32 protein-coding genes and 1 other RNA gene are annotated in these 25,622 nt (G+C 69.3%); 11 read left to right on the top strand and 22 right to left on the bottom strand.

The window, feature by feature from the left end:
• Nucleotides 1-236 precede the first annotated feature (236 nt).
• The 6 genes from AC07NS_RS24680 (at nucleotide 237) to AC07NS_RS24655 (ending at nucleotide 5,685) form a co-directional block, all read left to right on the top strand.
• Nucleotides 237-2,708 carry a TonB-dependent receptor gene (locus AC07NS_RS24680; protein WP_494607598.1) on the top strand — a complete coding sequence of 824 codons (2,472 nt, stop codon included), beginning with the start codon at nucleotides 237-239 and terminating at the stop codon, nucleotides 2,706-2,708.
• A gap of 111 nt (nucleotides 2,709-2,819) precedes the next feature.
• Nucleotides 2,820-2,978 (top strand): hypothetical protein, encoded by a 159-nt coding sequence (locus AC07NS_RS24675; RefSeq protein ID WP_494607596.1) that lies wholly within the window; start codon nucleotides 2,820-2,822, stop codon nucleotides 2,976-2,978.
• Between the two features lie 88 nt (nucleotides 2,979-3,066).
• A complete protein-coding gene (locus AC07NS_RS24670) occupies nucleotides 3,067-4,518 on the top strand; it encodes an NCS1 family nucleobase:cation symporter-1 (RefSeq protein ID WP_494607594.1) in 1,452 nt (483 codons plus the stop codon).
• A 53-nt stretch (nucleotides 4,519-4,571) separates the two neighbouring features.
• Nucleotides 4,572-4,910, top strand: a complete 339-nt coding sequence (locus AC07NS_RS24665) for a GIY-YIG nuclease family protein (RefSeq protein WP_494607592.1) — start codon at nucleotides 4,572-4,574, stop codon at nucleotides 4,908-4,910.
• Nucleotides 4,907-5,464, top strand: coding sequence for a DUF2239 family protein (locus AC07NS_RS24660; RefSeq protein ID WP_494607590.1), 558 nt, complete (start codon nucleotides 4,907-4,909; stop codon nucleotides 5,462-5,464). The genes AC07NS_RS24665 and AC07NS_RS24660 overlap by 4 nt, the downstream gene beginning before the upstream one ends.
• A gap of 65 nt (nucleotides 5,465-5,529) precedes the next feature.
• Nucleotides 5,530-5,685, top strand: coding sequence for a hypothetical protein (locus AC07NS_RS24655; RefSeq protein WP_494607588.1), 156 nt, complete (start codon nucleotides 5,530-5,532; stop codon nucleotides 5,683-5,685).
• Here AC07NS_RS24655 and AC07NS_RS24650 read toward each other — a convergent pair.
• The 4 genes from AC07NS_RS24650 to AC07NS_RS24635 all read right to left on the bottom strand — a co-directional run bounded on the left by AC07NS_RS24650 (nucleotide 5,682) and on the right by AC07NS_RS24635 (nucleotide 9,122).
• Nucleotides 5,682-6,704: a ThuA domain-containing protein gene (locus tag AC07NS_RS24650; protein WP_494607586.1), complete on the bottom strand. Its 1,023-nt coding sequence runs from the start codon at nucleotides 6,702-6,704 to the stop codon at nucleotides 5,682-5,684. The genes AC07NS_RS24655 and AC07NS_RS24650 overlap by 4 nt on opposite strands.
• Nucleotides 6,705-6,709: 5 nt before the next feature.
• A complete protein-coding gene (locus AC07NS_RS24645; protein WP_494607584.1) occupies nucleotides 6,710-7,105 on the bottom strand; it encodes a VOC family protein in 396 nt (131 codons plus the stop codon).
• A gap of 166 nt (nucleotides 7,106-7,271) precedes the next feature.
• A complete protein-coding gene (locus tag AC07NS_RS24640) occupies nucleotides 7,272-8,102 on the bottom strand; it encodes a flagellin (protein ID WP_494607582.1) in 831 nt (276 codons plus the stop codon).
• Between the two features lie 291 nt (nucleotides 8,103-8,393).
• Nucleotides 8,394-9,122, bottom strand: coding sequence for a tRNA1(Val) (adenine(37)-N6)-methyltransferase (locus tag AC07NS_RS24635; RefSeq protein ID WP_494607614.1), 729 nt, complete (start codon nucleotides 9,120-9,122; stop codon nucleotides 8,394-8,396).
• A gap of 131 nt (nucleotides 9,123-9,253) precedes the next feature.
• On the opposite strand from AC07NS_RS24635, the gene AC07NS_RS24630 reads away from it, so the two are divergent.
• From AC07NS_RS24630 to AC07NS_RS24620, 3 genes are all read left to right on the top strand, one after another.
• Nucleotides 9,254-10,264 carry a polyprenyl synthetase family protein gene (locus AC07NS_RS24630; RefSeq protein WP_494607580.1) on the top strand — a complete coding sequence of 337 codons (1,011 nt, stop codon included), beginning with the start codon at nucleotides 9,254-9,256 and terminating at the stop codon, nucleotides 10,262-10,264.
• Nucleotides 10,264-10,788 (top strand): hypothetical protein, encoded by a 525-nt coding sequence (locus tag AC07NS_RS24625; RefSeq protein ID WP_494607578.1) that lies wholly within the window; start codon nucleotides 10,264-10,266, stop codon nucleotides 10,786-10,788. Before AC07NS_RS24630 ends, AC07NS_RS24625 begins: the two co-directional genes overlap by 1 nt.
• A gap of 80 nt (nucleotides 10,789-10,868) precedes the next feature.
• Nucleotides 10,869-11,267, top strand: a complete 399-nt coding sequence (locus tag AC07NS_RS24620) for a YccF domain-containing protein (protein ID WP_494607576.1) — start codon at nucleotides 10,869-10,871, stop codon at nucleotides 11,265-11,267.
• 95 nt (nucleotides 11,268-11,362) lie between these two features.
• Here AC07NS_RS24620 and AC07NS_RS24615 read toward each other — a convergent pair whose 3' ends face one another.
• The 4 genes from AC07NS_RS24615 to fumC all read right to left on the bottom strand — a co-directional run bounded on the left by AC07NS_RS24615 (nucleotide 11,363) and on the right by fumC (nucleotide 14,202).
• Nucleotides 11,363-11,677, bottom strand: a complete 315-nt coding sequence (locus AC07NS_RS24615; RefSeq protein ID WP_494607574.1) for a CcdB family protein — start codon at nucleotides 11,675-11,677, stop codon at nucleotides 11,363-11,365.
• Nucleotides 11,674-11,928, bottom strand: a complete 255-nt coding sequence (locus AC07NS_RS24610) for a type II toxin-antitoxin system CcdA family antitoxin (RefSeq protein ID WP_494607573.1) — start codon at nucleotides 11,926-11,928, stop codon at nucleotides 11,674-11,676. The genes AC07NS_RS24615 and AC07NS_RS24610 overlap by 4 nt, the downstream gene beginning before the upstream one ends.
• Before the next feature lie 13 nt (nucleotides 11,929-11,941).
• The gene (locus tag AC07NS_RS24605; protein ID WP_494607572.1) at nucleotides 11,942-12,709 is read right to left on the bottom strand and encodes an AAA family ATPase; all 768 of its coding nucleotides are present in this window, start codon (nucleotides 12,707-12,709) and stop codon (nucleotides 11,942-11,944) included.
• Nucleotides 12,710-12,810: 101 nt separating this feature from the next.
• Entirely contained in the window at nucleotides 12,811-14,202 is a 1,392-nt protein-coding gene (gene fumC, locus AC07NS_RS24600; protein WP_494607570.1) for a class II fumarate hydratase, read from the bottom strand.
• Nucleotides 14,203-14,316: 114 nt separating this feature from the next.
• Here fumC and AC07NS_RS24595 point away from each other — a divergent pair, with 114 nt between their 5' ends.
• On the top strand, nucleotides 14,317-14,637 hold the full coding sequence (locus AC07NS_RS24595; protein ID WP_494607568.1) for a YbjQ family protein: 321 nt from the start codon (nucleotides 14,317-14,319) through the stop codon (nucleotides 14,635-14,637).
• 2 nt (nucleotides 14,638-14,639) lie between these two features.
• Nucleotides 14,640-15,038: a RusA family crossover junction endodeoxyribonuclease gene (locus AC07NS_RS24590; RefSeq protein ID WP_492857171.1), complete on the top strand. Its 399-nt coding sequence runs from the start codon at nucleotides 14,640-14,642 to the stop codon at nucleotides 15,036-15,038.
• On the opposite strand, the gene AC07NS_RS24585 is transcribed toward AC07NS_RS24590, so the two are convergent.
• The 14 genes from AC07NS_RS24585 to AC07NS_RS24520 form a co-directional block, all read right to left on the bottom strand.
• Nucleotides 15,000-15,392, bottom strand: a complete 393-nt coding sequence (locus AC07NS_RS24585) for a hypothetical protein (RefSeq protein WP_494607565.1) — start codon at nucleotides 15,390-15,392, stop codon at nucleotides 15,000-15,002. The genes AC07NS_RS24590 and AC07NS_RS24585 overlap by 39 nt on opposite strands.
• A gap of 55 nt (nucleotides 15,393-15,447) precedes the next feature.
• Nucleotides 15,448-17,541, bottom strand: a complete 2,094-nt coding sequence (locus AC07NS_RS24580) for a serine hydrolase domain-containing protein (protein ID WP_494607563.1) — start codon at nucleotides 17,539-17,541, stop codon at nucleotides 15,448-15,450.
• Between the two features lie 108 nt (nucleotides 17,542-17,649).
• Nucleotides 17,650-18,450 (bottom strand): C13 family peptidase, encoded by an 801-nt coding sequence (locus AC07NS_RS24575; RefSeq protein WP_494607561.1) that lies wholly within the window; start codon nucleotides 18,448-18,450, stop codon nucleotides 17,650-17,652.
• An 11-nt stretch (nucleotides 18,451-18,461) separates the two neighbouring features.
• Complete coding sequence (locus AC07NS_RS24570) at nucleotides 18,462-18,932, bottom strand: PaaI family thioesterase (RefSeq protein WP_494607559.1); 471 nt, start codon at nucleotides 18,930-18,932, stop codon at nucleotides 18,462-18,464.
• 3 nt (nucleotides 18,933-18,935) lie between these two features.
• Nucleotides 18,936-19,415, bottom strand: coding sequence for an SspB family protein (locus AC07NS_RS24565; protein WP_110121058.1), 480 nt, complete (start codon nucleotides 19,413-19,415; stop codon nucleotides 18,936-18,938).
• 236 nt (nucleotides 19,416-19,651) lie between these two features.
• Nucleotides 19,652-20,017, bottom strand: a transfer-messenger RNA (tmRNA) gene (gene ssrA, locus AC07NS_RS24560).
• A 5-nt stretch (nucleotides 20,018-20,022) separates the two neighbouring features.
• Entirely contained in the window at nucleotides 20,023-20,247 is a 225-nt protein-coding gene (locus AC07NS_RS24555; RefSeq protein ID WP_494607557.1) for an Atu4866 domain-containing protein, read from the bottom strand.
• A complete protein-coding gene (locus AC07NS_RS24550; RefSeq protein ID WP_255580265.1) occupies nucleotides 20,247-20,381 on the bottom strand; it encodes a hypothetical protein in 135 nt (44 codons plus the stop codon). Before AC07NS_RS24550 ends, AC07NS_RS24555 begins: the two co-directional genes overlap by 1 nt.
• Nucleotides 20,382-20,513: 132 nt before the next feature.
• On the bottom strand, nucleotides 20,514-21,413 hold the full coding sequence (locus AC07NS_RS24545) for a hypothetical protein (protein ID WP_494607555.1): 900 nt from the start codon (nucleotides 21,411-21,413) through the stop codon (nucleotides 20,514-20,516).
• A gap of 6 nt (nucleotides 21,414-21,419) precedes the next feature.
• Complete coding sequence (gene ilvN, locus AC07NS_RS24540; RefSeq protein ID WP_110121059.1) at nucleotides 21,420-21,977, bottom strand: acetolactate synthase small subunit; 558 nt, start codon at nucleotides 21,975-21,977, stop codon at nucleotides 21,420-21,422.
• A complete protein-coding gene (locus AC07NS_RS24535) occupies nucleotides 21,974-22,981 on the bottom strand; it encodes a hypothetical protein (RefSeq protein WP_494607553.1) in 1,008 nt (335 codons plus the stop codon). Before AC07NS_RS24535 ends, ilvN begins: the two co-directional genes overlap by 4 nt.
• A 50-nt stretch (nucleotides 22,982-23,031) precedes the next feature.
• Nucleotides 23,032-24,837 carry an acetolactate synthase 3 large subunit gene (locus AC07NS_RS24530; protein ID WP_494607551.1) on the bottom strand — a complete coding sequence of 602 codons (1,806 nt, stop codon included), beginning with the start codon at nucleotides 24,835-24,837 and terminating at the stop codon, nucleotides 23,032-23,034.
• Between the two features lie 111 nt (nucleotides 24,838-24,948).
• Nucleotides 24,949-24,996, bottom strand: a complete 48-nt coding sequence (locus AC07NS_RS24525) for a hypothetical protein (RefSeq protein WP_370444040.1) — start codon at nucleotides 24,994-24,996, stop codon at nucleotides 24,949-24,951.
• A gap of 117 nt (nucleotides 24,997-25,113) precedes the next feature.
• Nucleotides 25,114-25,596: a CinA family protein gene (locus AC07NS_RS24520; protein WP_494607549.1), complete on the bottom strand. Its 483-nt coding sequence runs from the start codon at nucleotides 25,594-25,596 to the stop codon at nucleotides 25,114-25,116.
• Between the last annotated feature and the right edge of the window lie 26 nt (nucleotides 25,597-25,622).

Here is a 25,622-nt window from a genome sequence, read left to right as displayed (position 1 = left end):
ACTTGCCGTCGGGGCGCCCGGCCTGCCAGATTATCAGGCAGAGTCTCCGGAATGTCCGCCAGGCGGGGGCCCAGGTGGGGGCGAGGGGACGGGATCGCCGGCCAACGGCGACGAGGGGACTGGCCTTGGGAAACGCAGCGGTGAAGGAAGGGGCGCTGCCGAGTACTGGAGCCCCGGGGGTCTTGCACACACGCCATTGTCGATCCGCCCTCGCGGGGTGGCTCGCGCTCGCCGCCATGGCGACGCCGGCGGCCGCCGTCGCGGCCGCGCCACGTCGGGTCGACATTCCGGCGGGCACGCCGATGGCCCGAGCCCTGACGTCCTTCTCCGCCCAGACCGACACCGAGATTCTGTTCAACCCCGCCCTGGTGGTGGGCCTGTCCTCGCCCCGCGTGCGCGGCCAGCTGGAACCTGACGAGGCCCTGCGGCGGCTGCTGGCCGGATCGGGCCTTGTCGCCCGGCGGCACGGCGGCCGGTTGCTGATCGAGCGGGCCCCGCCGCCGCGCGCCATCGCCGCCGCGCCGTCTTCGGCCGCGCCCGGGGTCACGGCCGAGGTCGATGCGGTGATGGTCACCGCCCTGCGCCGCTCCATGCCCGAGCAGAGCACCCCGCTGTCGATGCGGGTGATCGGCGGCGAGGCCCTGAACGCCGCCGGCTCGGTGACCTTCGAGCGCGTCGCCCAGCGCCTGCCGGGCCTGACCCTGACCAGCACGGGCGTGGGCCGCATGCGCATGACCCTGCGCGGCGTCTACGGCTCGGGCGAAGCGACGACGGCCCTCTATTACAACGACGTGCCGGTCTCCGGTCCCAGCGGCACCACCGCCGATCCCGGCGGCTCGTTCCCCGACCTGCTGCTGGTCGATGTCGATCGGCTGGAGGTGCTGCGCGGGCCGCAAGGCACGCTCTACGGCTCCAGCGCCATGGGCGGGGCGGTGAAGGTGGCCTTCAACCGCGCCGACCTGTCGCGCGATCTGGCCGGTCTCGAACTGGAGGGCGGCGTCGTCGGCGGCCGGGCCGGCGGCGCGGCGACCGCCGTGGCCAACAAGACCTTCGCCGACGACCGCGCCGCGGTGCGCCTGACGGCCTATCGCCGCGACGAGGCCGCCTTCGCCGACAACGCCCGCCTGGGCCTGACCGGGGTCAACGCCGGCCGCACCATCGGCGCGCGCCTGGCCGCCGCCTGGCGTCCGCGCGACGAGATGCGCATCGACCTGCTGCTGGCCGCCCAGGACTCCAAGCTCAACGACACCGGGGCCGGCGCGCCGGGCGAGCCCTCGCACGTCTCGCGCAACTTCGTCCGCACCCCTTTCGACAGCCAGGTGTGGTTCGGCGCCTTGTCGTTCGAGAGCCGCCTGCCGGGGGTACGGTTCTCGGCCTCCCTGGCCCGCTACGAATGGCGCAACATCCGCCAGATCGACTACACCGGCACCCTGCAGTCCGAACGCGGCAGCGCCGCCGGCTGCGCCCGCTGGCTGGCGCTCGGCTCCAGCGCCGCCTGCGACGCGGGCCAGATGAGCGCCTACGCCTCCTACGTCGACAGCCGCACGCCGGGCCTGCTGTACCAGCCGATCGACCTCGTCGCCGACGTGCGCGAGGCGCGCCTGACCTCCGACTACGAGGGGGCGCTGCAATGGACGGTCGGCCTGTTCTCCGAGACCCGCCGCGACAGCATCGACAGCCAGGTCCGCGTCGCCGATCCCGCCACCGGTCTGCCGGTCGACGCCGCCGGCTACACCGGCCGCCGCATCGTCGACACCCGCCTCGACCAGGTCGCCGTCTATGGCGAGGCGACCCTGGCGGTGGACGACCAGACCGACGTCACCCTCGGCGCCCGCCGCTTCGCCTACGACAAGAAGACCGTCGGCCGGGTGCTGGTGGTCAACGTCATCTCTGACACGTCGGGGGGGAATTTCCGCAACCGGGTCGAGGAGGACGGCTGGAGCATGAAGGCCGTGGCCTCGCGCCGGTTCACGCCCCGGCTGATGGCCTACGCCCAGATCTCGCAGGGCTTCCGGCCCGGCGGCGTCAACACCGCCCCTGGCCTGCCGGCCGAACTGCAGGCCTACGGCTCCGACATGCTGTGGAACCGGGAGCTGGGCCTCAAGTCGCGGTGGGCCGGCGGGCGGCTGTCGGCCAACCTGGCGCTCTACAGCATCGACTGGCGCGACATGCAGTATTCGGCGACCAGCGCCAACGGCGCCTTCGCCTTCGTCACCAACCTGGGCCGGGCCCGGATCGACGGCGCCGAGTTCGACATGGTCTGGAGCCGCGGCGTCTCGAAGCTCGGCTTCAACCTCGCCGCCACCGACGCCGTGCTGACCCAGGACCAGACCACCGGCGCCATGGCGGGCCTGGGCCGCGAGGGCGACCACCTGCCGGCCGTGCCGCGCGAGGCCTTCACCCTCTGGGGCGAGACCCGCCGCGAGCTGCCGGGCGGGGCCAGCCTGATCCTCAACGGTTCGGCCGCCTATGTCGGCCAGTCGCGCTCGACCTTCGAGTCCGTCAGTCCCGGCTCGGGCCGCGACCTGGGCGGCGTCACCCTGCTGGACGGGCGTGTGGCGATAGAGCAGGGGCGGGGGTCGGTGGGCCTGTTCGTCGAGAACCTGCTCGACTCCGACGCCCCGCTGTTCATCACCACCGGCCGCCTGCCGCAGTCGTTCTCGCCCCAGCCGCGCCGGGTGGGCTTAAGCCTGCGTTTCGCCTACTGAGCGATGTTTTCGCCTGTAGGGCGAACCTGTGTTAACCTTCCCGCACGCGCCCGTCAGAGGCTCGGTTCATCGTTAGGGAGGTTCAACATGGCCCACGCCATGCGTGTTTTCGTGCGTCCCGTTTTCTTCAAGACCTGCGACCTCAACAAGCCGGAGTCGCCCGAGCTCCGGCACGCCGGGCCCTGCATCCAGTGGGACAGGGTCCGCATCATCGCCATGGTGCTGGTGTTCGGCGCCGGCCTGGCGACCTGGGCCTACGCAGCGCTCTGAAACGCGCCGCCGATCACCGATTTCCCAGGTGACGGCGGTGGTCTCGTCGCGCCATGCTCTCTTCCTGGACGCAAGCTTGGGGGAGCGCATGGCGGACGAGACGAGCAATCTCTGGAACGACGACCTGGCGCCGACCACGGCGGCCCAGCGCACGTGGCGCGCCCGCCACTTCGCGGCCCTGTGGCTGGGCATGGTCATCGCCGTGCCCGCCTACATGCTGGCCGCCGGCCTGGTGGAGCAGGGGATGTCGGCGGTGCAGGCCGTCTGGGCCGTGCTGCTGGGCAACCTGATGGTCCTGGTCCCCATGCTGCTGATCGGCCACGCTGGTGCCAAGCACGGCGTGCCCTATGCCGTGCTGGCCCGGGCTTCGTTCGGCTGGCGCGGGGCGCGGCTGCCGGCGCTCGCCCGCGCCATCGTCGCCTGCGGCTGGTACGGCATCCAGACCTGGATCGGCGGCGGCGCGCTGCTGACGCTGCTGGGCGTCATGGTCGGCGCCAAGCTCGACGGCCCGATGATCCCGCTGCTGGGCATCGGCGTTGGCCAGCTCCTGGCCTTCCTGGCCTTCTGGCTGATCCAACTGGCCTTCGTCACCAAGGGCCTGGAGACCGTCCGCAAGCTCGAGACCTGGACCGCGCCGGTCAAGGTGATCGTCTGCGTCGCCCTGGTCTGGTGGGCGCTGTCCAAGGCCGGCGGCCTCGGCCCCATCCTGCACGAGCCCTCGGCCTATGACGCCGGTGGCGCCAAGGCCGGGCGGTTCTGGAGCGACTTCGGACCGGCCGTCACCGCCATGACCGGCTACTGGGCCACGCTCGCCCTCAACATCCCCGACTTCACCCGCTTCGCCCGCACCCAGAAGGACCAGATCGTCGGCCAGGCCCTGGGGCTTCCCGGCCCCATGGCCCTGCTGGCGGCGATGAGCGTCGTCGTCACCTCGGCCACGGTGCTGATCTTCGGCAAGGCCATCTGGGACCCCGTGGCCCTGTCGGGCGACATCGGCGGGATCGCGGTGCTGGTCGGCCTGATCGTCATCAGTCTCGACACCGTCTCGTGCAACATCGCCGCCAACCTGGTCGGCCCGGCCTACGACTTCGCCGCCCTCTGGCCCAAACGGATCACCTATCGCATCGGCGGCTGGATCACCGCCGTCATCGGCGTGCTGATCATGCCCTGGAAGCTCCTGGAGAGCACCGCCGGCTACATCTTCGTCTGGCTCACCGGCTACGGCGCGCTGCTGGGGCCGATCGCCGGCATACTGATCGTCGACTACTGGCTGCTGCGCCGCACGGTGCTGGACGCGCCGGGCCTCTACGACCGCGCGGGACCCTACACCTACGCCAACGGCTGGAACCCGGCGGCCCTGGTCGCCTTCGCCGTCGGGGTCGCGCCCAACCTGCCGGGCTTCCTGCACGCGGCCGCCCCCCACGCCTTCGCCGGCATCGGCGCGCCTTGGACGCTTATCTACCAGTACGCCTGGTTCGTCGGGGCGGGACTGGCCGGCGCGCTCTACTGGGGCCTGATGGCGAGAAAAACACCCGGGTAATATTGACTCCATAATTTGCCCGGGTAAAAAGCCGTCAGCTCAAGGAGACGGCGATGAACTCGCGCAAGGCGCTGCTGCGCGCCTACAAGGAAGAAAAGCCCATGCCCGGCGTCTACGCCGTGCGCTGCGGGCGCACCGGCCAGGCTTTCGTCGGTGGAACCGAGAACGTGGCGACCCGCCAGAACGGCGTCTGGTTCTCCTTACGCCTCGGCTCGCACCCCAACGCCCGCCTGCAGGGCGCCTGGAACGCCCACGGCGAAACGGCTTTCGCCTTCGAGGTGCTGGAGACCATCGACGTCGAGGGACTGGAGCCGAAGGGCAGGGCGCTGCGCCTGGCCGATCGCCGCAAGCACTGGTGCGAGGCCCTGAACGCTGTAGACCTCGTCCGATGACCTACGCCCTGTTCGAGACCGGCGCCCGCCTCGCCGCCGGCGACCAGCTGACCGTCGCCCTGGCCGCCCAGGCGGTGTTCGCCCAGCGCCCCGACGCGCCGCTGCTGATCTTCGATCCCGACGGCCGGCAGGTGGACTTCGACCTGCGCGGAAGCCCCGAGGATCTCGCCGCCAGCCTGGCGCCGGCCGGGCCTGAACCCGAACCTGAAACCCCGCGCGGCCGCGGCCGGCCCAAGCTGGGCGTCGTCGCCCGCGAGGTGACGCTGCTGCCCCGCCACTGGGACTGGCTCGCCGCCCAGCCCGGCGGCGCCTCCGTCGCCCTGCGCAAGCTGGTCGAGGCCGCCCGGCGCGAAGCCGAGGCCCCCGACCGCCAGCGCCGCGCCCGCGACGCCGCCTACCGCTTCGCCAGCGCCGCCGCCGGCGACGCGCCGGGCTTCGAGAATGCGATGCGGGCGCTCTATGCGGGGGACAAGGAAGGGTTCGAGGTGGGCTTGGCGCAATGGCCGGCGGACGTGGCGGCGCATGCGCGGCTGCTTGCTGAGATGGAGCCTTGAGAGACGCGGTCGTGCTGATGTCGGCGCCTCGACGCCGCATCCTCGTAGGACAGGCGGGCGATGGCTTGTTCACCTTCCGTGAGGAAGAGTTGCTGGTCTACGACGTCGAGGACGTCGGCGAAGTCCCGATCGACTGGAAGGTTGTGCGGCATGGACGGCTCTATTCGACCCGGGACGAGGCCGAAAGCGCGGCGAGGCGGGATACGGTCTGGCCGGCCTAGGTCCCAGTTCGCGCCCTGACCTCCGCCAGCACCGCCCCATAGGCCGCGTCAAACCGAGTCCGATCGGCCTCCGGCTTGCCCGGATAGACCTCCCGCAACGCCGCGATCCGGCCAGCGACGTCCAGCAGCCAGGCCTCGTCTGTCACCCGAGCCACCCGCGCCTCGACATCGGCCTCGCCGGCATAGGTCAAGAGCGCCCGCACCTGGTCGCGCGCCTGCTCGCGCGGATTGGGCGTCGCATCGCCCCGCGCTCGCCACGCCGTCCACCGCACGGCCCGCACGATCTGCTCGGCGAAGCGCGGGTCGGCCCAGGTCGTTTCGTTGTGGCCGAGGTTGGTGAAGAATAGCCGCCCGTTCCCCACGCTCCGCACCCAGCTCACCGGTACGGCGTAGGGCCGCCTCAGCGGCGTGCCCGAAAAGTCCAGGCTCTGGATCACCCGCACGGCGGCCGGATCGAAGCGCTTGTACTGGTAGATTTCCTCGACCAGATCGACGCTTCGGCCCCAGGGCGCGGCCAGCGGATGGTTGTCGAGCGCCTTCACCCGCACCTTCTGCTCTTCCGTCCACGGATGGCCGCCGAACTGGCCGTTCAGCATGGTCGTGTAGTCCAGGCCGGGACCCGCATAGTCCCAGCCGGTGTCGGCGGCGCTGTGCAGGCCCACGAACCCCAGTTTGCCGGCCGCCAGCCGCGCCTGCACGGCCGCCCAGGCCTCCGGCGAAATCGGCAGGGCGCCGGTGGTGTAGAACACCAGCACGTCCACGGTCTCCAGCCGCTGCGGCGTGATCTCGCGGGCGTCCTGGGTGACCTGCGCCGTGAAGGCGCCGCTCTTCTTGCCGATGGCGATCATCGCCGTCTCGGAAGGGGCCAGGCCGCCGTCGGCCGGTCGCGTCACGGGGCGGTGCCGCCAGCCGACCGACTGGTCGAGATAGAGCACGCGGATCGGCTTCTCGGCCGCCGTGGCGACGTTGGCGCCCGCCAGGCTCAGGACCGCCGCGACCAGGACCAGCAGGATGCGCATCGGCGTCAGGCCTTGCCGCGCGGCTGCAACAGGTCCCAGCGGTTGCCGTAGAGGTCCTCGAACACCGCGACGCTGCCATAGGCCTCGTGCCGGGGCTCTTCGAGAAACGTCACCCCCGCCTCGGAAAGCCGGGCGTGGTCGCCGTCGAAATCGTCGGTATGCAGGAACAGCCAGACCCGGCCGCCGCCCTGGGCGCCGATCAGCGCGACCTGGCGCTCGTCGGCCGCCTTGGCCAGCAGGAACCGCGAGCCGCCCGGCCCGGGCGACACCACCACCCAGCGCTTGCCCGCGCCCAGCTCGCTGTCCTCCACCAAGTCGAAGCCCATCTTGCCGACATAGAAGCCCAGGGCCTCGTCATAGTCGCGCACGAGCAGGGACAGGAGGGCGAGGTGCTGGGCCATGACGACTCACGCGGGGGAAGGGGGAATGCGGACGGACTTTGGGGCCAATCCCTCATCCGTAAAATCCCCGCGAAAGCGGGGACCCAGGCTTTTTCTGAAACGCCGGGCGCTCGACGATAAAACACCTGGGTCCCCGCTTTCGCGGGGATTTCAGGGGGGGGAGTCCTCAGCCCCCGAACAGCTTCAACAGATAGCTCGGCGCGGCATTGGCGATCGACAGCGACTTGATCGCCAGCTGCTGCTTGACCTGCAAGGCCTGGAGACGCGTCGCCTCCTGGGCCATGTCGGCGTCCACGAGCCGGCCGACCGAGGCCTCCAGCGTGTCCTGCAGCTTGTCGATGAAGGTCAGGTGGGTGTCGAGGGCGTTGGCTTGCGTGCCCAGGGTGGACAATGCGGAGGTGACCTTCTGCATCACCGTGTCCATGGCCTTGATCTCGACGTTGGTCGGCCGGGTCAGCAGGTCGGCGGGCATGCCCGACATCGCAGCGCCCGAGGTCGACAGGTCCACGTGGTCGACGTCGATGGTCGAGTCGGCCTTGGCGTTGGCCAGGGCCTTGATCGAGCCGGTCGAGCCCGACGAGATCAGGTTCACGCCGTTGAAGCTGGCGTTCTCGACCGCCCGGTCGATCTGCTTGCGCAGCGAGACGTAGTCGTCGCTCAGCGCCTTGCGGCTGGCGGTGGTCAGGCTGGAGTCCGAAGCCGCCAGCATCTTCTGCTTCATCTGGTCGAGCAGGTCGGTGACCGTGTCGCCGGCCGCCAGGGCCACGTCCGTCGTCGATTGGCCGCGTTGCAGCGAGGCGCGCACGGCGTCCAGCGACTTGGCCTCGGCCGACTGCATCTTGGCGGTCGCCCAGACGGCGGGATTGTCCTTGGGGCTGGAAATCTTCAGGCCGGTCGCGATGCGGCGCAGCGTGGTCGCCAGTTCGCCATTGATGGCGTTCAGCGACTGCAGGGCGATCATCGCCCCCACATTGGTGTTGATGCTGTTCAGCGGCATCGACCCGTTTCCCGGCGCGGCCATTCTGGCCAAGGACGCGTTTTGCATCCAAGGCGCAGTTCTGCACGCGTTGCGTTAGCGGATCGTTAGGGTACGCGGAAAAGTTCAAACCCCTGATCCCTCTCCCCTTGCGGGAGAGGGTGGCCCTGCGAAGCGGGGTCGGGTGAGGGGTCTCTCAGACCTCAACACCGCGTAAGCGGCCAGGCCGGGCGGAGGCGTCTCATGTCCGAGAAACCCCTCATCCGTCGGCCTTCGGCCGCCACCTTCTCCCGCAAGGGGAGAAGGATTTTCTCACCACCCCAGAGCCGCTTCCCCCCGCAGGATCGCCTCGGCCTGCGCCGAATGCTTGCCACCCTCCCGGTCGTGCAGCACCAGCGCCGGCAGCAGCACCAGGGGCGCCTTGCCGGTCTTCACAGCCCGCACGAGCACGCGTTTGGCCGGGGCGTCGGCGAACGGCTGCACCGGGCGGATGCGGAACGAGCCGGCCTTGGGCGCCAGCAAAGCCAGCATGTCGGCCAGGCGGTCGGCGCGGTGGATCAGGGTGATGGTCCCGCCCTCGCGCACGGCCTTCAGGGCGAAGGCGGTCCAGGCGGCCAAGCCCGCGTCGGCCATCCAGGCGCCGGACTTTTCGGGGGAGGGGGCGCGCAGGGCCTTGGGGTCGTCGAAGAACGGCGGATTGCTGATCATCGCGTCGAACACCGGCAGGGAGAGCGCACGGAATCCGGCGGCGACGTCGCCCTCGAATATCTCCACCCGATCGGCCAGCCCGTTGAGATCCGCGTTCTCCCGCGCCAGGGCGGCGGCGGCCGGATCACGCTCCAGTCCGACGAATCGCGCGCCGGATCGGCGGGTCGCGGCGGCCAGCAGGGCCCCGCCGACCCCGCAGCCGGCCTCGATCACGCGATCGCCGTCGCCCGCGTCGCAGGCAGCCGCCAGCAGGGCCGCGTCGAGCCCGGCCCGGTATCCCGCCGCCGATTGGCGAAGCTTGACGCGTCCGTCCAGCACGCGATCTTCGGTGATGGAGGGAACTGAGGAGGGGTCTGACAACGTTTCGGGCCTTGTGCTCGCCTTGACCCTGACCTATCCCGCCACCATTGTCGCTCGCAACGGTCCTGGCGCCGCGCGTGGCGTCGCCTGAGGAGTACATGGTCTTGGACGCAGCTGCAGCGACCCTCGCCCGACAACCGGGATCGGTGGATCGTCTCGTGCGCCTGGCCTCCGCCGACATGGCGGGCGTCGACCGCCTGATCACCGACCGCATGCAGAGCGACGTGCCGGTGATCCCGGCCCTGGCCGAGCACCTGATCGCCGCCGGCGGCAAGCGCCTGCGCCCGCTGCTGACCGTGGCGGCCGCGCGGCTGGCCGGTTCGGAAAACGATCACTGCCTGAAGCTGGCCGCGGCCGTCGAGTTCATTCACACCGCCACCCTGCTGCATGACGACGTGGTCGACGGCAGCCAGCTGCGCCGCGGCAAGGTCGCCGCCCACCTGATCTGGGGCGCGGCCCAAAGCGTGCTGGTCGGCGACTTCCTGTTCGCCCGCGCCTTCGAACTGATGGTCGAGACCGACTCGATGCGCGCCCTGCAGATCCTGGCTCAGGCCAGCCGCGTCATCGCCGAGGGCGAGGTGATGCAACTGATGCGCAGCCACGACCTCAACCTGTCGCAGGCGCTCTATCTCGAGATCATCGCGGCCAAGACCGCCGAACTGTTCGCCGCCGCCGCCGAGGCCGGCGCGGTGTCGGCCGGGGTCGACGCAGAAAAGTCCAAGGCCCTGCGCGACTACGGCATGAGCCTCGGCCTGGCCTTCCAACTGGCCGACGACGCCCTCGACTACGGCGGCGCCACCGAGACCCTGGGCAAGAACGCCGGCGACGACTTCCGCGAAGGCAAGGCCACCCTGCCGCTGCTGCTGGCCATCGCTCGCTCCGGCCCGCGCGAGGCCGAGTTCTGGGAGCGGGCCATCGGCCGCCGCGAGCAGACCGAGGCGGACTTCCGCCGCGCCCGCGAGCTGATCATCGGCACCGGCGCGCTGGACGCCACCCTCGACCTGGCGGCCGAGCACGCCGACAAGGCCAAGGCCGCCCTGGCGGTCTTCCCGCAGAACGACTGGCGCGAGAGCCTCGAAAGCCTCGCCGACTTCGCGGTCAGCCGCCGGGCCTGATGGCGCAGGACTACAATCCCTCCGGCGACCCTCACGGCCACGACCGTCACCACGGCGCCCATGCGGCCGGCGAGGCGGCGGGCAAGGTGATCGGCGGCGGCGTCGGCGTGCTGGTCGGCTTCGCCCTGATCCTGCTGTTCTTCGGCCCGCTGCTGTGGGCCCCGGTCTTAGCCGGCCTCGGCGCGGCGCGCTTCACGCCTGGCGCCTGGCAACCCTGGCTGGCCGGCCTCGCGGCGGCCGCCGCGGCGCTGTTCGTCCAGTTCCTGCTGCTCGTCCAGAAGAGCCCGGTGCTGCGCTACCCCGTCGTGGCCCTGTTCTCGGTCGCCTGGGTCGGCGGCCTGTGGCTGGAGATCACCGCGCCGGCCCACAACTGGCTGACCACGGCGCCGGCCTGGCATGCGCCCGGCCCCTGGAGCTGGGCCCTGATCGGCCTGGGCGTCGTCGTCTATGCCGGCCTCTACCTCCTGGCCCTGTCGCGCTTCGGCAAGGGGCGCTGGGCCAAACGCTGGCAACTGCTGCGGTGAATTCGCCGTAAGGTCGCGACCGCAAGCTCGACAACGGCGCGGCGACGTCCCAAATCTCGGACGGAGACGAAAGGACCGCGATGATCCGCTTCATCCTCAACCTGCTCTGGTTCTTCCTCGGCGGCTGGCTATCGGGCCTGCTGTGGCTGCTGGGCGGCTTGCTGCTGGCTGTCACCATCGTCGGCTTGCCCTATGCGGGGGCGGCTTGGCGCATCGCCGGCTTCGCCTTCTGGCCGTTCGGCAAGGAGATCGTCAGCCGCGACCTCGTCACGGGGCGTAGCGACCTGGGCACCGGCCCGCTGGGCTTCGTGCTGAACGTGATCTGGTTCGTGCTGGGCGGCTGGTACATCGCGCTCAGCCACCTGCTGATCGCCGTGGCCGAGGCTGTCAGCATCATCGGCATCCCGTTCGCCATAAAGGACCTGCAACTGGCCTGGATCGCCCTGGCCCCGATCGGCCGCACGGTGGTCAAGCGCTAGAGCATTTTCCGACGAAGTGGATACCGGTTCGTCGTGAGAAAATGCGCCAAGACAGAAGATCTGAGCTTCCGGCCTGACGCCGTCAGGACGAAGGCTCAGAAGCCGGTGAACAGCCGATCGAGGGCGCGCCGGATGGCGTCTTCGTGAGCGGCTAGGGAGGCGATGCGCTGGCGGAGCAGCATGGTCGAAACGCCGACCAGTTCGGGAATGAAGGCCAAGAGTGCTTGGCCTTGGATCTCGACCTTGGCCGACAGCTCGCTGAGCGGCAGGGCGCTTTTCGGCAAGTACAGCGGAGCCACGACGATCGTGGGAAGATCCCCGGCGTGGTGCGACTGAAGCACGACGACATAGGGCGCGGCCGCACGGGTGCGGATCGAAGGATTGGGAAAGACGTCGAACTGGCGGATCACCACCTGCGCAGGTCGTCCCCAAAGGCGCCGCTGGCTTCCACCCGTTCACGATAGTGTCGGATCGCCTCGGCGTTCTCCTCGGCCCACCGCCGGGCGCGCTCCTCGGCGCCGGCCGGATCGACCTTCTGGAGGTGCAGTCGAAGCTGCGTCTCGCTCATGCCGGCGACTGAAATTCCCAGCCGCTGCGCTTGCGCCAGCAGTTCCGGATCGATGCTGCCTTCGGCCGCGATGTCGAGTTCGGGCTTGCCCATGGCCCGAAGGCTATCACGCCTCGTCGTCGCTCGACAGCAGCACGTCCAGGAAGGTCTGACGGCGGTTGAGAAAGTTGCGGGTCACCTGAAAGTGCTCGGTGTCCTCGTACTCCACCCTCTCGAGCCCGCGTTCGGAGGCCTGGTAGATCCAGGCGTCCGGATAGCCCAGCAGGATCGGCGAGTGGGTGGCGATGATGAACTGCGAGCGCGCCAGCACCAGTTCATGCAGCCGCGCCAGGAACGACAGCTGCCGCTGTGGCGACAGGGCGGCTTCCGGTTCGTCGAGGATGTAGAGGCCGTCGCCGCGGAAGCGGTTATCGAACAGGGCGAAAAACGCCTCGCCATGCGACTGCTCGTGAAGGGCGCGTTCGCCATAGGCCTTGGCGATAGGGGGGCCAAAACCGGGCTCGGCGTCCAGCTTCTCGATTTCGCTCTGCACGTTGAAGAAACTCTCCGCGCGCAGGAAATAGCCGTCGTGCGGGCGGATGACCGAGCGGATCGGCCGGATATGGCTGTAAAGCGCCGAGTGCGAGGCGCGGCTGGAAAAGCTGAAATTCCGCGAGCCGCCCTCGGCGTTGAAGCCCCAGGCCACGGCCAGGGCCTCGATCAGGGTCGACTTGCCCGAACCGTTCTCGCCGACCAGGAAGGTGACGCGCGGATGGAAGGCCAGGGTGTCGAGGCCGCGCACGACCGGCAGGTTGAACGGATAGGCGGACGGGTTCCAGCTTTCGCCGCGCTCGAAGCGGGCTTCGATCCAGTAGGGGCGGACGAGACCGGTCATGCGATCTTTCGCATAGCATCGGTTCGCCGTGATCGGGATACGAAAACGGGGCGGTCGCTAGTGCGCCGCCCCGTCTTGTCAGTCATTCGATCGGGCGGACCTCAGCCCGGCGAGACCATGTTTTCCGGGCGGACGTACTGGTCGAACTCTTCGTTCGTCAGGTAGCCGCCGCCGACGGCTTCGTCGCGCAGGGTCGTGCCGTTCTTGTGGGCGGTCTTGGCGATCTTGGCGCAGATGTCGTAGCCCAGGCGGCCGTTCAGGGCCGTGACCAGCATCAGCGAGTTCTCGACGCCTTTCTGGATGTTGTCGATGCGCGGCTCGATGCCGACCACGCAGTTGTCGGTGAAGCTGATCGCCGCGTCGGCCAGCAGACGCACGGACTGCAGGAAGTTGTAGGCCATCACCGGGTTGAAGACGTTAAGCTCGAAGTGGCCTTGCGATCCGGCGAAGGTCAGGGCGGCGTGGTTGCCGAACACCTGCACGCAGACCTGGGTGAGGGCCTCGCACTGGGTCGGATTGACCTTGCCCGGCATGATCGACGAGCCCGGCTCGTTTTCCGGCAGGGCCAGTTCGCCCAGACCCGCGCGCGGGCCCGAGCCCAGGAAGCGGATGTCGTTGGCGATCTTGAACAGCGAGGCGGCGACCGTGTTGATCGCGCCGTGGCTGAACACCATGGCGTCGTGGGCGGCCAGGGCTTCGAACTTGTTCGGGGCGGTGGTGAAGGGCAGGCCGGTGATGGCGGCGATGGCCTCGGCCACGCCTTCGGCGAAGCCGATCGGGGCGTTCAGGCCGGTGCCGACGGCGGTGCCGCCCTGGGCCAGCTGCATCAGCTTGGGCAGGGTGCTCTCGATGCGCTCGATGCCGTTCTCGACCTGCTGGGTGTAGCCGCCGAACTCCTGGCCCAGCGTCAGCGGGGTGGCGTCCTGGGTGTGGGTGCGGCCGATCTTGATGATCTGGGCCCAGGCTTCCGACTTGACCTTCAGGGCCGCGTGCAGGTGCTTCAGGGCCGGCAGCAGGTCAGAGACGATCTGCTCGGCGCAGGCCACGTGCATCGCCGTCGGATAGGTGTCGTTCGACGACTGGCTCATGTTGACGTGGTCGTTCGGGTGGACGGGCTTCTTGGTGCCCATCTCGCCGCCCAGGATCTCGATCGCGCGGTTCGAGATCACCTCGTTGGCGTTCATGTTCGACTGGGTGCCCGAGCCGGTCTGCCAGACGACCAGCGGGAAGTGGTCGTTCAGCTTGCCTTCGATCACTTCGTTGGCGGCCTGGACGATGGCGTCCTTGATGGCCGCGTCGAGCTTGCCGAGCTTGTGGTTGGTCTCGGCGGCGGCGCGCTTGACGATGCCGAGGGCGCGCACGACCGGAAGCGGCTGCTTCTCCCAGCCGATCTTGAAGTTGCCGAGGCTCCGCTGGGCTTGCGCGCCCCAGTAGCGGTCGGCGGCGACTTCGATGGGGCCGAAAGTGTCGGTCTCGGTGCGCGTGGCGGTCATGCGGCGGATCTCCGGAAAACGGTCGAGCGCGGTCTAGACCCTGAGGGCCGCCTTCGCAACGCCATGGTGCGCCGCAACGACGTTAGTTATACCGGCGGAGCTCAGGAGGGTCCCATGCTCGTCGCCACCACCAACGATCTGCCCGGCTACCGCGTCGTCGAACATCTCGGCCTGGTGCGGGGCGTGACCGCCCGCTCGCGCAGCGTGATCGGCAATATCGGCGGTTCGATCCAGCAGATCTTCGGCGGCAATCTGTCGATCTACACCAAGCTGGCCGAGACGGCCCGGCAGGAGGCCTACGATCTTCTGGTGCAGCATGCCCGCGAACTGGGGGCCGACGCCGTGATCGCCATGCGCTACGACGCCAACGAGATCATGGAAGGCGTCACCGAGGTCCTGGCCTACGGCACCGCCGTGAAGGTCGAAAAGCTCTGAGCGTGGCCGACCTCGACCGGGACGACTGGGTCCATCACGGCAAGGTCAGGGCGCGCGAGGCCGGTGGCGAGCTGACCATCGTCGTCGACGGCCTGACCACCCAGGCCAAGTATTACAAGCCGCTGATCTACGAGTTCTTCCGCAAGACCTGGCGTGGATCGCGCCCGGCCTGGGGCGAGTTCTCGGTCGAGATCGGCATGGAGTTCGTCGGCGAGCCGCCGTGGCTGGATCTCGACAACCTGGCCAAGGCCCTGCTCGACGCCATCAAGGGATACGCCTTTCACGACGACGCCCAGGTCGCCCGCCTGCTGGTCGAGCGGCGTCCGGGCGAGCGCGAGCGGATCGTGATCGTGGTGCGAAAGCTAGAGTCGCGCTTTCTGCGGGGCACGCTCGAGGGCTGACGCGCCGATCGAGATGTAGAGCACGATCAGGAAGGCCAGGTAGCGGCCCAGGCTGGAGGGCTCGGCGCCCGGCGCCAGGGGCACGAAGCCCAGCAGGATCAGGTTGGCCGCCGCCGCGCCCGGCAGGGCGAAGGCCATGGCCGGATAGAGTCGCCGGCTGCGGGGAATGCGCAGCAGTCTTGCCGTGGCCTGGAAGGCGAAGGTGACCAGCGCCGCGGCCAGGAAGGCGTTGGCCGCATAGAACCAGAAAGCGCGCTCGATCAACTCGGCCCCGAAGGCGCCGTAGAACAGCGTGACCGCCAGCCAGGCGCCCAGGCCCGCCCCGGCCAGGATGCAGACGTTCCGTTTCGACACGCGCGAACTCCCCCAGTATCGTCACTGGGGGAGCGCCTGCACGGGCCGTGCCGGATCAGGTGTTCCAGAATTCCAGGAAGCCCCAGGCCGCCAGCACGATCGAGAAGCTGGTGAAGATCAGGGCGGTGAGCGTGAAGGCCAGCTTGCGCAGGTCGCTCCAGCTGTCGACGCGACGGCCGCCGCGCCAGACCACCGGCACCATGATCAGGGTGAAGAGGCTCAGCACCGTGGCGATGAAGGCGCAGGCCGAAGCCGTCAGCAGCCAGCCGCTGGGCCAGCCGAAGACCACGGCGGCGACGTCGCCCGAGCCCGCCGCGAAAGCGGCCACGCAGGCGATGGCCGCCAGCCACAGCACGGCCTGGGTAGTTTGCAGCAGGCTGGCGCGGGCCTGGCTGGTGGTCTGGCGGGTGTCGCGACGGCTGCGGACAAAGACGCCGGCCAGGGTGGCGATCGAGGCCAGGGCCGCCAGGAGGGCCGCGCCGGCCAGGACGCTGGTGCGGAGAAGCGGGCCGACCCGTTCGTAGGCGGATGCGCCCGATGGCGAGAAGAAGCGCGCGGGCGCGCCGTCCTGGCGCTGGAACACCAGCAGGTCGGCGCCGTCGGCGGCCTTGAAGACGTCCTGGCGGTCGGTCGGGATCCAGAGACGGGTGCGGCCGTCGCTGGTGATCGCCAGGCCGCCCTGGGCGCTGGCCCGGACCTTGGCGACGCCGATCAGGCGATCGACGAAGCCCTCCAGCCCGCCATAGGCGCGGCGGTCGGTCAGATAGTCGCCTTCATAGGCCAGCGCTGCATCCGTGCTCAGGGGCGTGAAGGCCGGTACGGCCCGGGCCGGCGCGTAGAAGCGCTCGACGATCGAGGCGGGCAGGGTGGCAGGCAGGTCCTGGCCGGTGTCGGTGTTGACCGAGATGAAGACGCCGAGGCCCAGGTCGGGGACGAGCACCATGTTGGAATGGAACCACAGGGTCGCGCCGGCGTGCCCGAAGCCGCGGCGGCCGCCGGGCAGGGGGATGTCCTGGAAGCCGGCGTTCCAGCCAGCGGCGCCGGCCGCCGGGCGATAGCCGGCCGTACGGAAGGTCTGGGCGGCGCGCTGCGAGAAGACGGTGCGGCCGTCGATCGTTCCGCCGTTCAGCAGCAGGGTCATGTAGCGGGCCATGTCGGCCGCGGTGCTCGAGGCCGAGCCGGCGGGGGCGATCTGGCCGATGAACTCCACCGGCTGAGCCTCCAGGCCCAGCGGCGTCCAGCGGTAGCCTTCGGCCAGGTCGGCGGCCAGGGCCGGAGCCATCGGCGCGGGCAGGTCGTCGCGCCAGGCGCGCGGCTCGCGGAAGGTGGTGCGTTGCAGGCCGGCCGGCACGATCACCCGCTCGGCGATCAGGTCCTCGAAAGGCTTGGCGCCGGTGTTGGCCAGGGCCGCGCCGACCAGGGCGACGCCGTAGTTGGAATAGGCCGGCAGCACGCCGGGCTCACGCACGCGATTGGGACGTTCTTGGCGCAGATAGACGTCGAGCGGGCGCACGCGGCGCTCCTCGCGCTCGAACAGCTGGCCCAGAACCCGGTCCTCGAACCCGGCGGTGTGGGTGTAGAGGTCGCGCACCCGGATCGGCGTCTTCTTGCCTTGGTCACGCACCTGCAGCTTCTCGGGCAGGTAGACGTTGATCGGCGCATCAGGACGGATGCGGCCGGCGTCGATCTCGTTCTGCAGGGCGATCCAGGTGAAGGTCTTGGAGATCGAACCGATGCGGAACAGCGTGCGGTCCGGATCGACCGGGCGACCGCGCGCCAGGCTGGCCGCGCCATAGCCCTTCTTCAGCACCACTTGGCCGTTCTGGACGACCGAGATGGTGACCCCGGCGATGTGGTCCTCGGCCATGGCCCTGCGCACGGCGCCGTCGACGAAGGCTTCGAGCTCGGGGGCGGGCAAGGGCGCGACGCCCGGAATGACGGCCGCCGGAGGTGGCGCGATCGGGGCGACAGGCGTCGCCGGCGCACGGCGGAAGGTCGGCCTGGGCGGCGTGGCGGCGGGAGCCGTGGGCGCGGGCGTCGTGGTCGCCGTCGGCGCGGCGTCCTGACTGGTGGCGGCGCCCGCCCCCATGAGCCAGAGGCCGACGATCGCCGCGCACCGCACGGCCTTGGACGACATACGCAACGTCACGAACCCCACCTCTTCGGCTAACGCGTCAGAAGGGTCTTCTTAGGCCAATTCGTCAGGCGAGGGACACCGGCGCTGGGAAGAAAATCATGCCAAGGGGTGCATGGCTGTTCAATTTTCGCCCGACGACGGCGCGGCGTTCGGCGCGGGCGCCGGTTTGCGGGCCTTGGCGAAGGTGTAGAGGGGCAGCAGCGGCCGCAGTTCGGGTCCGATCCACAGCTGCGGCTCCGAGGGCGGGCTGGCGCCGGTGTCGATCTCCTTGCGCGCCACGCAGGCCTGCACCGCCCGGCCAAGGACGGCGAAGTCGCGGGCCTTGCCGATCTCGCCCAGGAAGCAGTCGTCGAAATAGGGGTAGCGGTCGCTCTCGCCGCAGCCGAACGAGGTGCGATCGGGCCGGGCGGCAGTCAGGATCATCCGGTCGTCGCGCTCCAGCGACGGCACGAAGACACCGGAGAAGCAGGCCGAGATCACCACGATCGACGGCCGACCCGGGCAGGCGCCGTCGACCATCGCCGCCAGTTCCTGCGGACGCAGCAGCTTCTTGCCCATGACCACGCCCTGGGGCGCGCCGTGAGAGGTGATGTAGACCAGACAGCCGCCGGTCGAGGTCTTGGCCGCCGATCTCAGGCCATCCTCGATCGCCTTGGCGTTCGAGACGTTCAGCGCCTGGTCGCGATAGCGCCTGGGGCGCACCGAGAACTGCGTCGGCGCGGGGAAGCCCAGGCCCACCAGGCTTTCGGCCACGTCGTGGCGGGCGTTGTCGAAGGCTTCGGTCGAGCCGCCTCCGTGGGCGCGCCAGTCGCCGGCGATCACCACCGAGGCCCAGTGGTCGAACGGACTTTCGGCCTGGGCCGGCGCGATCGCCAGACAGGCCAGGACCAGTCCGACCAGAAAGCCCGCCGCTCGCCCCATTCCGTGTGATCCTATTTCTTGAACTTGGCGAAGGGCGTCGGCAGGGCCGTGCCCGTGGAGGTCGCCAGCAGGCGGCCCTCGGCGTCGTAGAGTTCGCCTTCCATGAAGCAGACCGTACGGCCCCACTTCACCACCCGGCCGACGCCGCGCAGCGGACCGGGCAGAGCCGGCCGCAGGAAGCTGGTCTTCATCTCGAGGGTGGGCACGACGTGGGTCATGCCCGAGGTGATCAGGCCGGCCACCGACATGCATTCGTCGAGCATGGCGCAGACGAAGCCGCCCTGGATCTGGCCCATCGGATTGGCCAGCAGGTCGGCGCGGGCGTCGAAGGCGATCTCGACGCGCCGCTCGGCCTGGCTGACGGCGATGAGCTTGAAGCCCAGCGTCAGGGCGCTGGGCGGCGCGTTCTTCGAGGCGTTGAAGCGCGCGAGGATCGCCTCGTCGGTGAGAGTGGACCGCTCCTCCGAGGCGACGTCGTTCAAGGCCTACTTCTTCCGGAACTGGTCGAGCGAGATGATCTTGGGCGCCTCGTCGCCATCGGCCGGCGGCGGGGTCGGCTCGGGCTCCGGTTCGACTGGGGCCGGCTCGATTTCCGGGGCCTCGAACTGCAGGGCGAACTGCACCGACGGATCGTAGAAGCGGGTCACGGCCGAATAGGGGATCGACAGGCGCTTGGGCTGGCCGCCGAACTTCAGCGTCACCGAGAAGAAGGTCTCGCCCGGGGCGAGGTCCCAGTACTGGTGCTGCAGGATGATCGTCATCTCGTCGGGATACTTGCCGAGCAGGTCCTGCGGGGCCGAGACGCCGGCCGCCTGGGTCTTGAAGGTGATGTAGAGGTGGTGCGGCTCGGGCAGGCCGCCGGGCGCGGCGGCTTTCTTGAGCGCAGCCTTCACGACGCCGCGCAGGGCGTCCTGGGCCATGGCCTCGTACTGCATCAGGTCTTCGGTCGGAGGAGTGCGGGCCATGGATCTTCGATTAAGCAAAAACGAAATTCGAAGGGTCAGCGTAACCCGTCGCGGGCCTTCGGCAAAGGCGCCCGCATGCGGTAGTGGCATACTATTTTAGAGCAGATCGCATCTGGCCTGCCGTTAGAGGTCCCGGCCATCGGGAGCCTGGCCGCAATGCTCCAGCCGTGCGTGAGTTCGAGCGCGGTGCGAGGCGCCGCGCGGGCAGGCGATCAAATTTCGGAATGAGCGATGGAAGTGGAGGGATTCTGTTGCCAGGCTCCCTCCGGGCCCCGCCTAAGGATCTGAACCCCTAGGACTTAAGAGGCGAATTCACCTGCACCGCATTACGCAGCGACGGCGAACTCTTCAGCGAAGTTATCGTTCGCATTTAGTTTAAAGGCCCGAAACGGTGGGCCATGCCGAGAGAAAGCAGACACCTTTACACGTCTGTCGATGCTGATCGGCCCCATGCAGTCCCGTGATAACTCGGGAGAGATTTGGTGGAGCCGCCGGGAATCGCACCCGGGTCCAGTCCGCTTATTACGTGCGCGTTTATCCCCATAGTTCGGCCGAAGCCGGACAATCCCAATATAGGGGCTCACACCCCGGTAGGGAAGGGGAAGCGTCAAACGCTCCCCAGGCTGAGGCGGCCTTCGGCCAGGCGTCCGGTGACGACCGCGCCGTGGTCCTCGAACAGTTTCAGGGTTTCGCCGACCAGGACGTAGGCGCCGGTGAAGACGCCGCGCGGCTCGGCGTGCACCTCGACGAAGCGGCCGTCGGGGCGAAGCTCCAGGCTGTAGCGGCCATCGGGCGAGGACCAGACGCCGGAAACGGGGAGGTGGTCGATCATCATGGCAGGATCCTCCAGGCGGTAGCGGACGAGAACAGGGCGGGCAGGGCGGTCGCGACGGCGGCGGCCGCCAGCAGGGCGGCGGCGAACCAACGCGGAGCCGCCGTCGCGCGACGGGGCGTGTGGCGGGTCATGGCCTGGCTTTGATTTTGGGTTTTGATTTGGGGGAGCGCCGCAGGGAGCCGCGGCGGTACGAGGTCACTATGCCCCGGCCGGTCGTCCAGTCGGTAGAGCGATGCTCCGCGTTGATTGCACGATCCTACGGATCAGCGCGGCGGAGGGGGTGCGGGAACTTCGGGGATTTCGGCCGGCGGTTCAGGCTCGTCGTCTTCGGCCACGGGAACGGCCGGCGGTTGCGGGCGGTTCGAGGTCCCCGCCTTCAATTGGCCGCCCTGGGTCTGCAGATCGGCATAGGCCTTGGCCTGGCGCGAGAAGTCGCCGCCGCGCGGCAGCACCGCGTCGAACAGTGGATCGCGTCCGGCCGCCGCCCCGACGACCGCGGACAGCACGCCCGCGATCGAGCCGACCTCGGCGTCGTCGCAGGCGCGGCGCAGGTGGCGGGCTTGGCCGGGGACAAGGAGCGTGACGTCCCAGGAGACGCCGTCGACGCACAGGGCCTCGATCGAGCCGCCGCCATAGTCGACGATCACGCTGCGTGGCTGGCTCCAGGCGACGTCGCCGGCCAGGGCCTTGAAGGCGGCGATGTGTTCGCCCGGCAGCTCGGCGTTGATGTCGACCCGACGGCCGATCTCGGGGGTGCAGCAACCCAGGCCCGCGCGGGCCTGGACGAAGGCGCGGCCGTCGCGCCGCACGGTGATGCGGATCACCGCCTGGCGCACGCCGCGCGCCGGTCGGGCCCAGGCCTCCAGCACCAGTTCGCCGCGGCGCACCAGCTGGGTCTGCAGGGGCTGCAGGCCCCACAGGCGGTAGAGCAAGGGATCGACGCCGTTGTCGACGGGAACCGGCTGTTCTTTTCGCCCCAGCCGTCGGCCCGACAGCGGTTCGACCTCGGAGGCGGGGCGGGGGATATCGTTCGACCACCAGACCGCCGGATCCGGCGGCGGCGGGGCAGGGGCGACGGGCGCGACCGGCTGGCCTTGAACGGAAAGCGGCTCAAAAGCGAGGAGAAGGGCTCCCGCGAAGACGGCCGGTCCGATCACGCCCATGACGGCTTACATCCCTTCGACGCCCCGCTCGATGGAAAGGACGCCCGTGCGGGAAAGTTCCACCAGGCCGAGCGGCCGCATCAGGTCGAGGAACTTGTCGATCTTCGACGGCGCGCCCGAGATCTCGAACACGAAGCTCTCCAGCGTGGTGTCGACCGGCTTGGCGCGGAAGATTTCGGCGATGCGCAGGGCCTCGACGCGGTCCGGACCCGAACCGCGCACCTTGACCAGGGCCAGTTCGCGCTCGACGCCGTTGGGGTCGCGGGTCACGTCGTGCACGCGGCGCACGTTGACCACCTTGTTCAGCTGGGCCTCGATCTGGTCGAGCACCTGGCGCGTGCCGCGGGTGACCACGGTGATGCGGCTGGTATGGGCCTTGCGGTCGGTCTCGGCGACGGTGAGGCTTTCGATGTTGTAGCCGCGCGCGGCGAACAGGCCGACCACGCGATGCAGCACGCCCGGCTCGTTGTCGACCAGCAGGGCGAAGGTCGCGGTCTGCTCGGCCTGCTCGTTGGGGCTGAGGTCGTAGGCCGAGGCGGGGGCGGGTTGAACGTTTGCGGTCATGGCGTTTCCGTCGGTGTTCTGGGTTTCAGCCCCAGGATTCGAGCCTGGGGATCATAAAGCACGGAGAAGGCCTGGAAGGGCAGGGAGCCGGCGGAGATTCTGTTGCGCGGCTGGCCCTTGCCGGCCCGGATGGTTACGCGCGAGGCCTGGTCCTGATCGGTGACGAAGGGCATGGCGACGGCCGCGCCCGGACGTCCCATGGTCAGTCGCGCTTTCGTGCCCCTAGGCCAGGCGACGGGCTTGGCGTCGCCGCCAAGGGCGACCTCGACCACCGGCGCGCCGCTGTCGAGCAGCATCGGGCCGCACAGCGAGGTCTCGCCGTCGGCCTTGATCACGCAGCCGGGCACCGCGTCGTGGAAGCCGCCGCGAAGATCGGCGAAGACGGGATCCAGCGGCAGGGCCGTGAAGCCGGCCGTTTCGTCCTTGCTCGGATTGAGGATCAGCCGACCCGGCGCCGTCGACCCGGCCTTCGGCAGCTCGATGATCCAGGACCGGGCCATCGCCTTCAGCGGATTGGCCGCGTCGGCGTCGCCCATGTTGGTTCTGAGGATGGCCAAGAAGCCGTTCGCGCCGCGTCCGCCGATCCGATACGCGTCGGCCGCGACCTCGCTGACCGGACAGTCAGGACGCTCGGCCGCGCAGGCCGCCTTGTCGATCCGCTGGAAGACGAAGTCGTCGGGCGTGCGCGCCGGGCCCAAGGCGATCGCAGCCTTGACCGGCGGGCCGGAGAAGCGCGCGCCGGAGGTGTAGCCGTAGTTCTGTTCGGGGCCTGCCGCCGGCAGGGCCTTGGCTGAGGGCTCGGCCGCCAACACCCGCAGGCCTGTGGAGCCGGTGTCGAGCATAGCCCGGATCGGCGCGCCGCCGGCGATCGACAGCTCCACCCAGTAGCGCGGCGCGCCGTTGGTCAGCACGCTCTGCTGGATCGGAACCTCGACGCGCGGCTGGGCGAGGGCCGCCGTGGCGGCCGTCAGGGGCAGGGCGGCGATGAGAAGCGTGGCGCGCATGGACGACTCCGGACGAGTCTGGAGAGCAGGCCTTGGATGACGCCCGGCGTCTAGACCAGCCCCGCGCCGTCCTCGCCGATGACGCTGCCGATGTCCTCGACCTCGCCCATGATCATCTCGTTGTGGGCCTTGCCCGAGGGGATCATCGGCAGGCAGTTCTCGTGCTTCTCGACGCGGCAGTCGAAGATCACCGGCTTGTCGCTGTTGATCATCTCCAGGATCTTGGCGTCCAGTTCGGCCGGGTCCGAGCAGCGGATGCCGACGGCGCCGTAGGCCTCGGCCAGCTTCACGAAGTCGGGCAGGCTGTCGGAGTAGGAGTGGCTGTAGCGCTCGCCGTGCAGCAGCTGCTGCCACTGGCGGACCATGCCCATCCATTCGTTGTTCAGGATGAAGATCTTGACCGGCAGGTCGAACTGGATCGCGGTCGACAGCTCCTGGATGCACATCTGGATCGAGGCTTCGCCGGCGATGTCGACGACCAGGCTCTTGGGGTGGGCCAGCTGCACGCCCAGGGCGGCGGGCAAGCCGTAGCCCATGGTGCCCAGGCCGCCGGAGGTCATCCAGCGGTTCGGCTCCTCGAAGCGGAAGAACTGGGCGGCCCACATCTGGTGCTGGCCGACCTCTGTGGTGATGTAGACGTCCTTGTCCTTGGACAGCTCGTACAGGCGCTGGATGGCGTACTGCGGCTTGATGACCGTCTCGGAGCGCTTGTAGGCGAGGCACTGGCGGGCGCGCCAGGCGTCGATCTGGGCCCACCAATCGGTCAGGGCTGCCTTGTTGGGCTGGTGGCCGGCGCTCTTCCAGGCCTCGATCAGGTCTTCCAGAACCGAACCGGCGTCGCCGACGATCGGCAGGTCGACGCGGACGTTCTTGTTGATCGACGAGGCGTCGATGTCGATGTGGATCTTCTTGCTGCCCGGCGAGAAGGCGTCCAGGCGGCCGGTGACGCGGTCGTCGAAGCGGGCGCCGACGCAGATCATGACGTCGCAGTCGTGCATGGCGTTGTTGGCTTCGAAGGTGCCGTGCATGCCCAGCATGCCCAGCCACGCCGGATCGGCGGCCGGGAAGGCGCCCAGGCCCATCAGGGTCGAGGTGACCGGGGCGCCGGTCAGGGCGGCGAACTCACGCAGGGCCTCGCTGGCCTTGGGGCCGGCGTTGATGACGCCGCCGCCGGTGTAGAAGATCGGACGGCGGGCGCCGGCGATCAGCTTGGCCGCCTCGGCGATGCGGCTAGCGTCGCCCTTGATGCGCGGCGAATAGGCGTGGCTCGAGGCGACCTCGGTCGGGCCGTAGTATTCGCCCTTGGCGAACTGGACGTCCTTGGGGATGTCGATCAGCACCGGACCCGGACGGCCGGTGGTGGCGATCTTGAAGGCTTCGTGGATGATCTGCGGCAGGTCGCGGACGTCTTTGACCAGGTAGTTGTGCTTGGTGCACGAGCGGGTCATGCCGACGGTGTCGGCTTCCTGGAAAGCGTCGGTGCCGATCAGGTGGGTGGGGACCTGGCCGGTGATGACGACCATCGGGATCGAGTCCATCAGGGCGTCCATGATGCCGGTGATGGCGTTGGTCGCGCCCGGGCCCGAGGTGACCAGAACGACGCCCGGCTTGCCCGAGCTGCGGGCGTAGCCTTCGGCGGCGTGGGTCGCGCCCTGTTCATGGCGAACCAGGATGTGCTGCAGGCGCGGCTCGTGGAACAGCGCGTCGTAGATCGGCAGGACCGCGCCGCCCGGATAGCCGAACAGGACTTCGACGCCCTGGTCCACGAGGCCGCGAACCACGATCTCGGCGCCGGTCATGGCGCGGTTGGCGGCATCGGCGGGAGCGTTGCTCTCGATGGTCTGATGGGCGGTCATGGCGGAAGTCCCGGATGGACGTGGAAAGCTGGGCTTTGGGTACGGCGAAAAAGAAAAAAGGCCCCGAAGGACCTTTGTGCGCGCGACCGATCTATCAACGTGACTTCGAGGTCACGCCGTGAACGGCCGCTCCATAAGTACGATCATGGTGGTGCGCACGAGTGTTGCTCCAAATGGATGATCGGGGAATGCCATGCTCGCCTGAGGGCGTCAAGGCGCGGTTTGACGCAAGAAACGACCCGTGGCGGATAAGTCGCAACGGGTCTGGCGCGAATTTCAGCCCAAGGTTTCCAGAAGCAGGGCAAGAGCGTGCTCAGCGAAGCGTCGCATGTTCGCCTCGCGGTCATCGATCCCGGTCTCGACGGTAAGACTGACCTCGCGATCCAGCCCAACGACCGCCATGCAGCTATGGCCGGCGGCGTCGCCATAGCGGTTGCCCTCTGGCCCCGCGGCGCCGGTCTCCGACAGGCCCCAGGTCGCTTTCAGGTTCTTGCCGGCCACGCGGGCCAGCAGCACGGCGTAGGGCTCGCTGGCCGAACGTAGTCCGTCCATGGCCTTCTGCGGAATGTCCAGCAGGGTCAGCCGCGCCCGAGCGGTGTAGACGACCGCGCCGCCGGCGTAGAACTTCGAGGCCCCCGGCACGGCCAGCAGCGCCGACGAGATAAGCCCGCCGGCGGAGGATTCGGCGACGGCGACGGTCTCACCGCGTTCGGTCAGGCGAGCGGCGACGGCGGCGGCGAGGCGGGCGAGTTCGGTCATCGGAAAATCCTGTGGCGGCTGGTCCT

The organism is Caulobacter sp. GW821-FHT10A10 (assembly GCF_059415745.1).
This window is presented reverse-complemented; position numbering and strand designations above follow the sequence as displayed.

Bases quoted from the DNA above. Each gene is read 5' to 3' on its own strand.
- AC07NS_RS24680 (WP_494607598.1), top strand. From the start codon at position 237: ATGGCGACGCCGGCGGCCGCCGTCGCGGCCGCGCCACGTCGGGTCGAC.
- AC07NS_RS24670 (WP_494607594.1), top strand. From the start codon at position 3,067: ATGGCGGACGAGACGAGCAATCTCTGGAACGACGACCTGGCGCCGACC.
- AC07NS_RS24665 (WP_494607592.1), top strand. From the start codon at position 4,572: ATGAACTCGCGCAAGGCGCTGCTGCGCGCCTACAAGGAAGAAAAGCCC.
- AC07NS_RS24660 (WP_494607590.1), top strand. From the start codon at position 4,907: ATGACCTACGCCCTGTTCGAGACCGGCGCCCGCCTCGCCGCCGGCGAC.
- AC07NS_RS24650 (WP_494607586.1), bottom strand. From the start codon at position 6,704: ATGCGCATCCTGCTGGTCCTGGTCGCGGCGGTCCTGAGCCTGGCGGGC.
- AC07NS_RS24645 (WP_494607584.1), bottom strand. From the start codon at position 7,105: ATGGCCCAGCACCTCGCCCTCCTGTCCCTGCTCGTGCGCGACTATGAC.
- AC07NS_RS24640 (WP_494607582.1), bottom strand. From the start codon at position 8,102: ATGCCGCTGAACAGCATCAACACCAATGTGGGGGCGATGATCGCCCTG.
- AC07NS_RS24625 (WP_494607578.1), top strand. From the start codon at position 10,264: ATGGCGCAGGACTACAATCCCTCCGGCGACCCTCACGGCCACGACCGT.
- AC07NS_RS24620 (WP_494607576.1), top strand. From the start codon at position 10,869: ATGATCCGCTTCATCCTCAACCTGCTCTGGTTCTTCCTCGGCGGCTGG.
- AC07NS_RS24610 (WP_494607573.1), bottom strand. From the start codon at position 11,928: ATGGGCAAGCCCGAACTCGACATCGCGGCCGAAGGCAGCATCGATCCG.
- AC07NS_RS24605 (WP_494607572.1), bottom strand. From the start codon at position 12,709: ATGACCGGTCTCGTCCGCCCCTACTGGATCGAAGCCCGCTTCGAGCGC.
- fumC (WP_494607570.1), bottom strand. From the start codon at position 14,202: ATGACCGCCACGCGCACCGAGACCGACACTTTCGGCCCCATCGAAGTC.
- AC07NS_RS24595 (WP_494607568.1), top strand. From the start codon at position 14,317: ATGCTCGTCGCCACCACCAACGATCTGCCCGGCTACCGCGTCGTCGAA.
- AC07NS_RS24575 (WP_494607561.1), bottom strand. From the start codon at position 18,450: ATGGGGCGAGCGGCGGGCTTTCTGGTCGGACTGGTCCTGGCCTGTCTG.
- AC07NS_RS24565 (WP_110121058.1), bottom strand. From the start codon at position 19,415: ATGGCCCGCACTCCTCCGACCGAAGACCTGATGCAGTACGAGGCCATG.
- AC07NS_RS24555 (WP_494607557.1), bottom strand. From the start codon at position 20,247: ATGATCGACCACCTCCCCGTTTCCGGCGTCTGGTCCTCGCCCGATGGC.
- AC07NS_RS24550 (WP_255580265.1), bottom strand. From the start codon at position 20,381: ATGACCCGCCACACGCCCCGTCGCGCGACGGCGGCTCCGCGTTGGTTC.
- AC07NS_RS24545 (WP_494607555.1), bottom strand. From the start codon at position 21,413: ATGGGCGTGATCGGACCGGCCGTCTTCGCGGGAGCCCTTCTCCTCGCT.
- ilvN (WP_110121059.1), bottom strand. From the start codon at position 21,977: ATGACCGCAAACGTTCAACCCGCCCCCGCCTCGGCCTACGACCTCAGC.
- AC07NS_RS24535 (WP_494607553.1), bottom strand. From the start codon at position 22,981: ATGCGCGCCACGCTTCTCATCGCCGCCCTGCCCCTGACGGCCGCCACG.
- AC07NS_RS24530 (WP_494607551.1), bottom strand. From the start codon at position 24,837: ATGACCGCCCATCAGACCATCGAGAGCAACGCTCCCGCCGATGCCGCC.
- AC07NS_RS24520 (WP_494607549.1), bottom strand. From the start codon at position 25,596: ATGACCGAACTCGCCCGCCTCGCCGCCGCCGTCGCCGCTCGCCTGACC.